Consider the following 13,046-nt stretch of genomic DNA (forward strand, 5'->3'; position numbering starts at 1 on the left):
AAACCCGTTGTCTGTTTATTACAAGAATTAAAAATATTTTTGTGTTCGAGAATTAAGCCGCTCACCCCAAACTTATTATTAATTTTTTCTATTTGTGTATTAAGCCACATATAATAGTTAACTAAACAGCAAATCAATGAAGACTAAAATTACTCTTTTGGTCCTAACAGCCTTATTAGGACTGACGAACGTTTTCGCAAATTCAATGCCTTCAAGCGAAAATGTTGTTGAGAATGAAATTATGACTACCAATGATAACTCGATTATCATTTCGGCAGGAAAAAGAATTTACACGCTCAACATGAACACGTACCAAGCTACGTTGTTGGCAACATCACCTTATGTAAACGAAATTAACTCTATCGCTAGTGACGCCACTACGGGATGGATTTTTTACGTTTCAAACCACATCTCTAGTTACAACTGGACGATTTATGGTTACAATGTGTATACAAATACACACAAAAACTTTGGATCAGTTAGACATTTCTTTACAAGTACTGGTCACGCGTATTCTTCTAGAGGTCTAGCTTCTGGTGGAGCAACATTTTACAATGGGAAATTATATTTCGCAATGGAATACCCAACGTATTGTTACTACTACAGAGGAACTAGCTCTGGTAACAGTAATCCAAAAGATGAATTAAACAACAATCCAAGAGCGGCGGGAACAGCGCCAACAGGAATGTTTGCTAATGGACCTGTAACAAGAAGCACAGCTACAACTGAAGCTGACGAAGTAGACAACGGAGGTAGAGACGGAGACGGAGAAACTCCTGCTGATTTCGAAATTGTTGAAGCTGAAGAAGCTAACCAATTAAACGACAATGTAAACGACTACATTCCTGAAGCTGAATTACCTGAAGCTGAAACAACTAATAACGATGGTGACTTACAACAAAGAGGAGCTACACAAGCAGAATCTTACACGCAAAGTTACTCGCACAGTACATACAATAACAAAATGTACTTATTAGAAATCTCTTTCAATGGATTATCTGATAACACTGGTCAAACAACTTCTGTAGCAAACGGAAGACCAGTATATGACAACTGGTGGTACTCTAGTTTCCTTTACAGAGGAGAACTTGGAGATATCGTAGTTGATGACAACGGTCAAATGTATGCGGCTACATCTTACCAAGTTCAAGCTTACAACTTCAATAGCAACAGATATGACTGGGCTAACAACGAAGATGTATACGCTCAAATGGCAAAAGATAAGCACAGCAACCTTCAATTATTAAAAAATAAGAGAACATATTCTACTTATTACTACTACGGTTGTCCTCAAAATTCTTATGTAACAAAAAGTTTCGTACAAACGTATACGGCACCTTCAAGCTTAAGAACTTACAATAGCATTCAATTAGGATCATTACACGAAATTTCTGGTTTAAATCCACACGATGTTGGTAGAATTACAGATGCGTCTGATTACATCAACTTAACACCACCTGTATCATACAAAGTAAAAGGAACTGTTTACGATGATAACAACGAAAATGGAAACCTAGAGAATACTGACGGAAGATTACAAGGTGTTCTAGTAACATTATATGCTGATAACAACGCTGATGGTGTGTTAGATTCAGGAGATACTGTAATTGATACAAGAAACACAAGTTCAACAGGATGGTATGCATTCCCAGACGTTCAAGTTGCTAACACATTAGTAGCAGTTACTGTACCAAGTAATACAAATACTACTACATACACATCAACAACACCAGAAACCGTAGCGGTAACAGGTTCTACAGATGATGTAAGAGTTAACTTTGGAATTAACGAGGAGCAAATCCCTGTAAATTATGATGTTTTCGGAACTGTTTATGATGACAATAACGAAAACGGAGCATTAGAAAACGGAGAAGCTGGATTAAGCAACGTAACATTAACTTTATACAACGACACAAACGCTGACGGAGTATTAGATGCTAATGATACAGTAATTACAACAACTACATCTGCAACAGATGGAACTTATAGCTTCTTACACGTATGTATTCAAAATACAATCGTAGCAGTAACAGTACCTACTAATACAGGAACTTTTACTTACACACTTACAACACCAGGAACTCAAGCAATTGATGAAATCAATAATGACGTAACTGGAGTTGACTTCGGAATCAATGAAGAAGAAGTTATCAACTATGCAATCTCAGGAAATGTATACGATGATAATGACGAAAGTGGAGCACAAGATGCTGGAGAAGATAACTTAGATGCTATCACAGTAACATTATATGCTGACAACAACGCAAACGGAACGGTTGATGCAGGAGATACAGCAATCTCAGCAGCAACAACTGGAGTTGACGGAACATATAGCTTCACAAACGTAACTGCTCCAAACACAGTAGTAGCGGTAACAGTACCAGGAAACACACCTGACTTTACATACACATTAACAACTGCAGGAGAAGTAAACACAAGTTCTACAACTACAGATGTAACTGGAGTTAATTTTGGAATCAATGAAGTTCAAGTGATCGATTACACTATCTCAGGAAATGTATACGATGACAATGACGAAAGTGGAGCGCAAGATGCTGGAGAAGATAACTTAGATGCTATCACAGTAACATTATATGCTGATAACAACAATGATGGAGCACTTGATGCTGGAGACACAGTAATCACTTCTGCTACAACAGGAGTTGACGGAACATACAGCTTTGCAAATGTAACTACACCAAACACAGTAGTAGCAGTAACAGTACCAGGAAACACACCAGACTTTACATATACATTAACAACTCCAGGAGTTGTAAATACAAGTTCTACAACTACAGATGTAACTGGAGTTAATTTTGGAATCAATGAAGTACGTGTTATCAATTACAACATCTCAGGAACTGTATTTGATGATGATAACGCTAACGGAGTTAATGATTCAGAAGCAGGTTTAGACGCAGTAACTGTAAAATTATACTCAGATAATGACCAAAGTGGAACATTAACTGCTGGAGACGGACTTTTAGAAATTGGTTCAACTGGAGTTGATGGAACATATAGCTTTACAAACGTAACAACTGAGTTCACATTAGTAGGAGTTGAAGTACCAGCAAACACACCAGAATTCACATATACAGCGACTACAGCTATAAAATTAGCAGTTAGCTCTACTATCACAGATGTAACTGACCAAGACTTTGGAATCAATAAAGTTCAAATTATTGACTACAATATCTCAGGAACTGTATTTGATGATAACAATGAAAATGGTGTAAACGATACAGAAGCTGGATTAGACGCAGTAACACTTACATTATACGCTGATAACAATGCTGATGGAGCAGTTGACGCAGGTGATACAGTAATCACTTCAACAACTTCTGCAAACGATGGAACATACAGTTTCTCAAATGTAACAGTACAAAACACAGTAGTTGAAGTAACTGTACCAACTGATACGGCAACATTCACTTACACATTAACAACAGCAGGAGAAGTTAATACTAGCTCTACTATTGCTGATGTAACAGGAGTTGACTTCGGAATCAACGAAGAAGAAGTTATCTTATACAACATCTCAGGAAATGTATTTGATGACAACAACGCAAGTGGAGTAAGAGAAATGGGAGAAGGATTTATTGGAGCTGTTTTAGTAACACTATATGCAGATAACAATAATGACGGAGTTTTAGATGCTGGTGATACAGTAATCACAACAACAACAACTAGCACAATGTCTGGAAACTTCAGCTTTACAGGAGTAACTGTACAAAACACAATTGTTGCTATAACTGTACCAGCAGATACTGCTACATTTACATACACGTTAACTACAGCTGGAGATCAAGCAGTAAGTTCAACTATTACAGATGTAACAGGTGTTAACTTCGGAATTGACAGAGTTCAAGTAATTAACTACAACATCTCAGGAACTGTATTTGATGACGATAACGAAAACGGAACTATCGATGCTGCTGAAGCTGGAAGATTAGAAAACGTAACGCTTACATTATATGCAGATAACAACAATGATGGAGCAGTTGATACTGGCGATACAGTAATCACTACTACAACTTCTGCAAACGACGGAACATACAGTTTCTCAAATGTAACAGTACAAAATACATTAGTTGAAGTAACAGTACCAACAAACGACAGTAACTTTACTTACACGTTAACAACATCAGGAATAGTAGACACAAGTTCTGCTACAACTGACGTAACTGGAGTTGACTTTGGAATCAATCAAGATAGTGCTACTTACGCAGTAACTGGAAACGTATTCAACGATCAAAATGGTGATGGAGACATTACTGGTGACGGTGGATTAGCTGGTGTAACAGTAAGATTATTTAATGACATCAATGGAAACGGTAGAGTAGACAGAGGTGAGCCATTATTAGGAACAACTAACTCAGACAGAAATGGAAACTACCAGTTTACAGGATTAACTGCTGCAAACGTAATTGTTCAGGTATTAGTACCATCAAACAATGCACAGTTCCAGTACACAGCAACAACGCCAATATCTGTATCGTTAAGCTCAGGAATGAATACAAACAATATCAACTTTGGTATCCAAAGAACAATTGTAGTTTCATTTAACATAAGCGGTATCGTTTGGGATGACCAAAATAGTGACCAAGTTAAAGATTCTAACGAATTAAGATTAGAAGGTGTTGGAGTATCATTATACAACGATGCTAACGCAAACGGAATTGTTGATGCTGGTGAAACTCCAGTAAGTACAATATTTACAGGTACAACTGGTTTCTTCGAGTTCACAAATGTAAGCTTTGCAAACGCAATTGTTGTTCCTACAGTACCATCTAACGGAACATTAACAACACCAGGAGCAAGAATTGTTTCTAGTCTTAACACAGACATTGTTGATATAGATTTCGGTATTAAAATTGCTGCTAGCTTATTTGAAGTAACAGGAGTTGTATTTGATGATGATAATGAAAATGGTATCGCTGATCCAGGAGAAGGTTCATTAGACGGACTTGATGTTGAAATCTATGCAGATACTGATTTATCAGGAACATTCGATCCTAATGTTGATGCTCTAGTAGCATTTACACAAACGTCAAACGGAGGATTCGGATTCTTAGATCCTAACTACTTTGTAAATGAAGTACCACCAGGACTTGTATTTGTTGTAATTGTAATTCCAGATGACAATCCACCATTCGAATCTTGGACAGCAACATACGATCCTGATACAGGAACTGCAAGCCCTGATGGAGTATACCCAACAATCATGACAGGTAACGTTACAGGAGTTAACTTCGGTATCAACTATGTAAACTTAAACAACACATCTAGAGATCAAAATACGGATGATGTTATGTTCACAAACGGAACTACAGTAAATGAAGCTCCAGTTGATGTATCTGAAAGATTAAGATTATATCCTAACCCAACTGTTAGACAAATCGCTATCAATGCTGATGAGTTTGCAGGAGACGTAACTGTTGAGATTTACAATGACCGTGGTTATAAAGTAATGACAACAACTGCAGGTCAGGTAGCAGGTGAAATTAAAATAGACGTTGCAAGATTAGCGCCAGGAATGTACTACGCTAAATTCGCATCAAACAATAAAGTTGCTAGTAAGAAGTTTATCAAACGATAATTAATAGCAAACCCCATAACCTAAAAGAAAAGCCGCTGAAAAGCGGCTTTTCTTATTTACCATAAAAATCAAATATTAGCGTATATTTGCATCAAAATAAAAGAATTATGTTTAGTGATCTAGCGAATAAAATATTTCAAGAAAGCATTGAAAAATACCATATCATTGATGATGTAAACCAACCTTTTGAAAATCCATATCCAAAAGATAAAATAGAGCATTTACTCTACAGAAAAAATTGGATTGATACTGTACAATGGCACTATGAAGACATCATTAGAGATCCAAACATAGATCCTGTAGCAGCATTAAAATTAAAACGCTTAATAGATGCTTCTAACCAAGACAGAACCGATACTGTAGAATATGTAGACAGCTACTTTCTTCAAAAATACAACGACGTTCAAGTAAAAGAATCAGCGACAATCAACTCAGAAAGTCCAGCTTGGGCAATCGATCGCTTATCCATACTAGCACTAAAAATATATCACATGCAAGAAGAAGCAGATCGTAAAGATGCTTCTGATGCGCACAGAGCTAAATGTCAAGAAAAACTAAACGTATTATTAGAACAACGTGTAGACCTTTCAACAGCAATCGATCAACTCATTGCAGACATAGAAAATGGCGACAAATACATGAAAGTGTACAAGCAAATGAAAATGTACAACGATGATGATTTAAACCCAGTATTATACAATAAAAACAAATAAAATATAAGTCTCAACGAAACGAAACATACCTGATGATACAATCATCTTCAACACATATTTTAGTCATACGTCTCTCTGCCATGGGAGACGTTGCTATGACAGTACCAGTCATAAAAGCAATGGTGCGTAGTTATCCAAATGTGAAAATTACGGTTGTTTCAAGAGCATTTCTAAAGCCAATCTTTCAAGACATTCCAAATGTATCTTTCTACACAGCAGATGTAAAAGGAAGACACAAAGGTGTATACGGACTTTTTAAACTCTACAAAGAACTCAAAAAACTTAACATTGATCTCGTTGCGGATTTACATAATGTCCTGCGTTCAAAAATCTTAGGTATTTATTTCAAACTTGGCGGATATAAAATTGCTAAAATTGACAAAGGCAGAGCAGAAAAAAAAGCCTTAATCAACACAGAAGATAAAATCTTCCAACAACTCAAAACGACATACGAACGTTATGCAGACGTTTTTGCAGAATTAGGGTACGCAATCAAACTAAAGAAAAAAGATGTCTTAGCACAACTCGAAATGACAAAAAAAGCAACTTTGTTCATTGGTGAAGACACAAAAAAATGGATTGGCATTGCACCTTTTGCCGCTTTCGCGGGAAAAACCTATCCTGCAACACAAATGGAAACTGTAATTGCAAAACTAAGCGAAACCAATCAATACAAAATCATCCTTTTTGGTGGTCCAGCAGATAAAAAACAACTAGCAACTTGGGAGCAAAAACACAACAACGTCATCAACTGTGCAGGATTATTTTCTTTTGAAGAAGAACTCATGCTCATCTCCAACTTAGATGTAATGCTTTCTATGGATTCTGGAAATGCACACTTAGCCGCAATGTTTGGTAGAAAAGTAGTGACTATTTGGGGAGTGACGCATCCGTATGCAGGATTTTATCCATTTGGACAACCGCAAGAAAATGCATTACTGGCAGACAGAGAAAAATATCCACTATTGCCAACATCAATCTACGGAAACAAATATCCTGAAGGTTACGAAAACGTCATGGAAACCATTTCCCCACAAGCCGTTTTTGATAAAATTGTGGAAGTAATTGAAAAGTAATTCTTTACCAAGACCCAAGACCCAAAATCAAATATCATCAAAATCAACAGCAATAGTAGCCGTTGTTGGATGTGCTTGGCACGCTAAAATCATTCCTTCTTCCAATTCGCTATCAGTCAAAATCTGATTCTTCTCCATAATCGCTTTTCCTTCAGTAACTCTACAAATACAACTACTACAAATTCCACCTTGGCATGAATATGGTGCATCAATCTTTTGCTTCAAAGCAGCATCCAAAATCGTTTCGCTAGCGTCCATTTCAAAAGTAAAATCTTCATCATCAACCGTTACAGAAATTGTTGATTTTCCAGTAATGGCTTCTGCTTCCGAATTCGTTTCAGAAGAAGATGTAAACAACTCAAAATGAATTGCTTCTTCAGCAACACCATTACTTTTTAACGTATCAGAAACGGTGGTAATCATCGCTTCTGGTCCACAAATATAATAATGAGTAAAAGCAGTAGCTGCCATCTGATTTTTCAACACATAATTCACGGAAGTGCTATCAATTCGTCCTGCCAATGCATTTTCAGAACGTGATCGACTGTACACAAATTTCAAATAAAAATTAGGATATTTTTCTGCCAAAGCGATCAATTCATCATGAAAAATAGTTTCTTCCGTAGACTTATTTCCATACAACAACGCAACGGTATTTCCGTATGCTAACGCAGTTTTTAAAATGCTCATAATTGGTGTAATTCCACTTCCTGCGGCAAAAAGTGCAATAGCGCCACTATGTGAAGAAGGCGTATATATGAAATTTCCTTCCGGAGAATGTACATCGAGCAAGGTTCCTGCTGTCAATTCACGGTTAGCGTACTTTGAGAACGTTCCGTCAGAAACTTCTTTGATAGCAACCTTCAACTTATTCTCTTTCGGTGTGGTACATAACGAATATGCTCTGCGAATTTCTTCACCATTCAACACGGTTTTTATCGTAATATATTGTCCTGCTTTAAAAGAAAAAGAAGGCTGTAACGCTTCTGGAACATGAAATTCTACGCTTACCGCGCTTGGAGTTTCTCTATGAATATGACGTACTTCTAACTGACGAAAATCTGACATGGTGTAATCTTTTTAATAAAAATGATCGCAATCTGCGAATAATTGAGCAAAAATAGACAATACTACAAGGCTTTTAAAACGAATTTAGAAGAAATTATACCTAAAAAACTTATGCATAAGAAGATTATGTATTATATTTGAGTATAAATTTGGCTATGGGAAACTCAAAACTATATCGCGGAAGCTTGCACACCATCATTTTAAAACTCTTGGAAGAACATGGGAAAATGTACGGTTATGAAATCACACAAAAAGTAAAAGAAATTACCAAAGGTGAACTCAATATTACCGAAGGCGCATTATACCCTGCATTGCATAAGCTAGAAGCAGAAGAATTGTTGGATGTCGAAATAGCAAAAGTTGAAAATCGCTTACGCAAATACTACAAACTCACCGAAAAAGGAAGTATAGAAACCGAATCTAAACTCAAAGAACTCGAAGAATACATCAGAAACATGCACACGTTGGTCAATGCAAAATGGAGCATTTAATCTTATTAAAAATTAGATGAATAAAAGCGAAAAACATGAAACTAACACAGGAGCAAATACAATATATTGACGATTACCTACAACGAAGTGGCGTAACCTATTGGGACGTTCGTGCAGAATTATTAGATCATATCGCTTCTGCCATTGAAGAAGAAATCACAACCAACAAAAGTACCTTTGAAGAAGCACTAAAATCGGTAAGTCTCTCGTTTGGAAATCAAGTGCGAAAAGGCTACATTCTCAATAAAGACAACACCAAATGGATTCCCGCAGGAACTTTTTCAGATGGCGAAGGTTTCAAAAAACTACAACGAGAAAAGCAAAAACAAATTGGTAAAAAGAACCTAAAAGCATATTGGAAACAAGTATGTCAATTATTTTTTTCGGCACGTTTTTATGCAGAATTTCTGCTGATGATACTTTTAGTAATGACAACCGCGCAATACAGCGAAAAGACGTCTCTTTTACTAGGTTTTATCTATCTTTTTTATCCGTTTCTTCCAATAGGTTATAAATATTTTAAAGGAGAAATTCCCAAAAAATCATTACACATACACATGTCAATGATCGGATTGGTATTATGGCTAAACCTATTCAATTTAGTGCCAAACGGCTACCAAATTTTCTTTGATACCAAGCTAGATTTCCAAATCTATGCGTGGATGCTTATCTTGGTATTTCCCTTTATCAAAGCGAGTTTTGTGCGATACCATACTGTATGCAAGGAATACAAAAAACAGTACGATTTAATCAAAAGTTAATTCAGTACTTTAGATCACTAAATAGCATCCAAAAACAAATCCACGCAAAACAAAGAACAAAAAACAAAGAACAAACCCAACAAACCTCACACTAAGCAAAGTCAAAGTGTAACATTTTCAAAAAACGGCTACTAACACTACAACCAACCCACAGAAAAAATGATCAGAACATTTCTAAGTTTACAATGGAAAGAATTCAAACGATCGGCTTCCTTTCAAAAAGGAATTGCCATAAAAATATTGCTCATTTTTGCAGCGTTATATTTTGGTAGTTTTGCGATATTATTAGGAGCTTTTCTATTCAAAATTCTAAGTGAATTTTTCCCTGAGCAAGACCCGATAACAACTGCCAACAACTATCTTATCTTTTGGTTTCTATTCGATCTTGTATTTCGCTACTTCATGCAGCAAATGCCTGTAATGAATGTAAAACCACTCATGATAATTCCTATCAAACAAAAAACCATCATTCACTTTCTGCTTGGAAAAACAATGGTGTCGTTTTTCAACTTCTTGCCATTATTTATCTTTATTCCATTCTCAATTGTATTATTGGTACAAGGATATTCGCCGGTAAACGTCATTCTTTGGTTTCTTGCTATCGTTGCAATTACGTATGTGCTTAATTTTACAAATATTCTCGCTAATAAAAGCAATACTGTTTTTTACATTGTACTAAGTGTTATAGCTGTTCTTGCAGGATTAGAATACTTATATATCAACGAATATTTTGACGCTTTTAAAGTTTCCGAAATCTGCGGAATGGTTTTCAATGCACTATACAACTATCCGTTTTTAGTATTAATTCCAATTGTGTTGGCTGCGTTTCTATACTATCTCAACTTTGACTATCTCAACAAACGCTTTTACTTAGACGATGCTATTTCCAAAAAAGTAAAAGAAGTCACAACTACTGATCTTTCTTGGATGAATCGTTTTGGGAAACTGGCAACCTTTCTAAAAAATGATGTACGAATGATTTGGAGAAATAAACGCCCAAAACAAGTACTATTCATGTCTGGTTTTTTCCTCTTTTACGGAGTCATTTTCTTCGTGCAAAAACAATACAATGACATGCCAGGATTTTTAGCATTTGCTTCCATATTTGTCACGGCAGGATTTCTCTTTTCGTTTGGACAATTAGTACCTTCTTGGGATAGTGAATACTACAAAATGCTTATGAGTCAAAACATTCCCTACCGAAAATACCTTGAATCCAAATGGTATCTTATGGTATTGGCAGTTTTCATCTCGTTTCTACTCAGCACACCGTACATTTACTTTGGTTGGGACAAATATGCCATGATTGCGGCAGGCGCTTCGTTCAATATCGGAATCAACTCGTTTGTCACACTATTTGGTGGCGCACTTAACAGAGTTCCCGTAAAACTCAATGAAAAAGCAAAAGCATTTAGTAATACACAAGGTTTCAATCCTACACAATTGCTCATTGCTTTGCCAAAAATGCTATTGCCAGTTATCATATTTTACATTCCTTACCTCATTGCAGGATTAAATGCCGGAATTATCTCTTTGGCGCTCAGTGGTGTCGTCGGATTGTTATTTAGAAACTTCTTTCTAAAAAAAATAGAACAAGTCTACCAAAAAGGAAAATACAAAACCATTGAAGCTTTTGGCGAAAACTAATAACCTCTAATTCTACGACAATGATTACAATAGACAACATATCAAAAACATACGGACAAAACACAGTTTTAAAAATTGATTACCTAAAAATTCCAAAAGGACAAAGTTTTGGGCTCGTAGGAAACAACGGAGCAGGAAAAACAACGCTTTTCAGCTTGCTACTCGATCTTATTCAACCCACAACCGGACATATCAAAAACAACGGAATCAAAGTGCATGAAAGTGAAAAATGGAAACCATTTACATCATCATTCATTGACGAAAGCTTCCTTATAGGTTACCTAACACCAGAAGAATATTTCTACTTCATTGGCGAACTCAGAAACCAAAACAAAGCAGACGTTGACGCACTTTTGGCAAAGTTTGAAGACTTTTTTCACGGTGAAATTCTCAATCAAAAAAAATACCTGCGCGATCTCAGTAAAGGAAATCAAAAAAAGGCAGGAATCGTAGCGTCGTTCATCGGAAATCCTGATGTTATCATTCTCGATGAACCTTTTGCAAACCTCGATCCGACAACGCAAATTCGTCTCAAAGGCATCATCAAAAAACTAGCAGAAGACAGCAATACAACGGTTTTAGTTTCCAGTCACGATTTAATGCACGTCACAGAAGTTTCAGACAGAATTGTAGTGCTCAACAAAGGTGAAGTGGTTAAAGACATCGTAAAATCGGCAGAAACACTCAAAGAACTCGAAATGTTCTTTGCGGGAACAGACGTAGAAGTACAAATCTCCGAAGAAGAATAATTTGGGCGTTCCCAAAACAAAAAAGACTGTTTAAAAACTACAATTCGTCAAACTGAACTCGATTCAGTTTCTCATCACGATTTGTATACTTTTAAACAGTCTTTTTCGTTCTGGTCAGGCTATCCGCGTTACACGGTAACTTGCTACTATCCTTAACGCAAACTTCCTATAAAAATCAAAAATTTCAACAAAATTTGTAGATTCCCATAATCGGATTATTTCTAATTACAACGGAATCTGTATCGGACCAATAGCGCAAATAATATTATACCCTACAACCCAACCGAGTTTTCCATCACACTCCAAAATATAAGCCACTGCACAAATAGTACAAAGTGGATTGTAAGGATTTACACCACATGTAATTGTGCGCACACCTTTCAAATCACAATCATCATAATCATCTGGAACTCCACTCGTAATAGTGCAATCTTCATCAATGATGGCTAATCCGCCAACAAATGTGACGCAACCATACCGAACTTCATCGCCTTCGGCAAAAGTTTCCAACTGTTTGGCTACATACGCTTCCGGATTATCCAAATACTTTCTAGGAATACGATTAAACACTCCAACACTTGAAGCATCTCGTTTCAATTCAATAACGTCTCTTTCAAAAGCTTCTGTTTCAGTCTCAACAGAATCTGTCTGACAAGCAAACAACACAAACAGCAACAATACTAAAATGTAACTAAATTTTTTCATGACTTTTGGTTTTTTAGATTAGATATAAAAGGTAAGTAATCTAAAAATCAAATAGTTACGGGAATTCCGTATATTTTAAAAGTGTTTTTAAAAATGAAATATGACTTAAAATGGGCAATCATAGTTAGGGATGTACAAGGAACCCACAACCTAAAACCTATCACATTGAGCGCAGTCAAGGTGCAAAACCCACATTTTACCTACCATTTTATCAAATTTTTCAAAAAGAAATGTATT

General features: G+C 36.2%; 9 protein-coding genes. 7 read left to right on the forward strand and 2 right to left on the reverse strand.

All coding sequences use genetic code 11. The features are described 5' to 3' along the window. Window positions 1-136 precede the first annotated feature (136 nt). The 3 genes from KAOT1_RS16605 to KAOT1_RS16615 all read left to right on the forward strand — a co-directional run bounded on the left by KAOT1_RS16605 (window position 137) and on the right by KAOT1_RS16615 (window position 7,388). The gene (locus KAOT1_RS16605; RefSeq protein WP_007096028.1) at window positions 137-5,599 is read left to right on the forward strand and encodes an SdrD B-like domain-containing protein; all 5,463 of its coding nucleotides are present in this window, start codon (window positions 137-139) and stop codon (window positions 5,597-5,599) included. Between the two features lie 107 nt (window positions 5,600-5,706). Further along, window positions 5,707-6,312, forward strand: coding sequence for a DUF4254 domain-containing protein (locus KAOT1_RS16610; protein WP_007096029.1), 606 nt, complete (start codon window positions 5,707-5,709; stop codon window positions 6,310-6,312). A 32-nt stretch (window positions 6,313-6,344) separates the two neighbouring features. Beyond that, the gene (locus KAOT1_RS16615) at window positions 6,345-7,388 is read left to right on the forward strand and encodes a glycosyltransferase family 9 protein (RefSeq protein WP_238528709.1); all 1,044 of its coding nucleotides are present in this window, start codon (window positions 6,345-6,347) and stop codon (window positions 7,386-7,388) included. Window positions 7,389-7,415: 27 nt separating this feature from the next. Here KAOT1_RS16615 and KAOT1_RS16620 read toward each other — a convergent pair whose 3' ends face one another. Then, a complete protein-coding gene (locus KAOT1_RS16620; protein WP_007096031.1) occupies window positions 7,416-8,456 on the reverse strand; it encodes a ferredoxin--NADP reductase in 1,041 nt (346 codons plus the stop codon). Between the two features lie 155 nt (window positions 8,457-8,611). Between KAOT1_RS16620 and KAOT1_RS16625 the strand changes: the two genes are divergently transcribed. From KAOT1_RS16625 to KAOT1_RS16640, 4 genes are all read left to right on the forward strand, one after another. Continuing rightward, entirely contained in the window at window positions 8,612-8,947 is a 336-nt protein-coding gene (locus tag KAOT1_RS16625) for a PadR family transcriptional regulator (RefSeq protein ID WP_007096032.1), read from the forward strand. Between the two features lie 35 nt (window positions 8,948-8,982). Next, the gene (locus KAOT1_RS16630; RefSeq protein ID WP_007096033.1) at window positions 8,983-9,708 is read left to right on the forward strand and encodes a hypothetical protein; all 726 of its coding nucleotides are present in this window, start codon (window positions 8,983-8,985) and stop codon (window positions 9,706-9,708) included. A gap of 159 nt (window positions 9,709-9,867) precedes the next feature. Next, complete coding sequence (locus KAOT1_RS16635; RefSeq protein ID WP_007096034.1) at window positions 9,868-11,355, forward strand: DUF5687 family protein; 1,488 nt, start codon at window positions 9,868-9,870, stop codon at window positions 11,353-11,355. Window positions 11,356-11,375: 20 nt separating this feature from the next. Continuing rightward, window positions 11,376-12,104, forward strand: a complete 729-nt coding sequence (locus KAOT1_RS16640) for an ABC transporter ATP-binding protein (RefSeq protein ID WP_007096035.1) — start codon at window positions 11,376-11,378, stop codon at window positions 12,102-12,104. 225 nt (window positions 12,105-12,329) lie between these two features. On the opposite strand, the gene KAOT1_RS16645 is transcribed toward KAOT1_RS16640, so the two are convergent. Further along, window positions 12,330-12,809, reverse strand: a complete 480-nt coding sequence (locus KAOT1_RS16645) for a hypothetical protein (RefSeq protein WP_007096036.1) — start codon at window positions 12,807-12,809, stop codon at window positions 12,330-12,332. Between the last annotated feature and the right edge of the window lie 237 nt (window positions 12,810-13,046).

Source organism: Kordia algicida OT-1 (assembly GCF_000154725.1).
GTDB classification, from domain to species: Bacteria; Bacteroidota; Bacteroidia; order Flavobacteriales; family Flavobacteriaceae; genus Kordia; species Kordia algicida.

Coding starts and splice junctions, on each gene's coding strand:
- KAOT1_RS16625 (WP_007096032.1), top strand. CDS start 8,612: ATGGGAAACTCAAAACTATATCGCGGAAGCTTGCACACCATCATTTTA.
- KAOT1_RS16610 (WP_007096029.1), top strand. CDS start 5,707: ATGTTTAGTGATCTAGCGAATAAAATATTTCAAGAAAGCATTGAAAAA.
- KAOT1_RS16615 (WP_238528709.1), top strand. CDS start 6,345: ATGATACAATCATCTTCAACACATATTTTAGTCATACGTCTCTCTGCC.
- KAOT1_RS16605 (WP_007096028.1), top strand. CDS start 137: ATGAAGACTAAAATTACTCTTTTGGTCCTAACAGCCTTATTAGGACTG.
- KAOT1_RS16635 (WP_007096034.1), top strand. CDS start 9,868: ATGATCAGAACATTTCTAAGTTTACAATGGAAAGAATTCAAACGATCG.
- KAOT1_RS16630 (WP_007096033.1), top strand. CDS start 8,983: ATGAAACTAACACAGGAGCAAATACAATATATTGACGATTACCTACAA.
- KAOT1_RS16645 (WP_007096036.1), bottom strand. CDS start 12,809: ATGAAAAAATTTAGTTACATTTTAGTATTGTTGCTGTTTGTGTTGTTT.
- KAOT1_RS16620 (WP_007096031.1), bottom strand. CDS start 8,456: ATGTCAGATTTTCGTCAGTTAGAAGTACGTCATATTCATAGAGAAACT.
- KAOT1_RS16640 (WP_007096035.1), top strand. CDS start 11,376: ATGATTACAATAGACAACATATCAAAAACATACGGACAAAACACAGTT.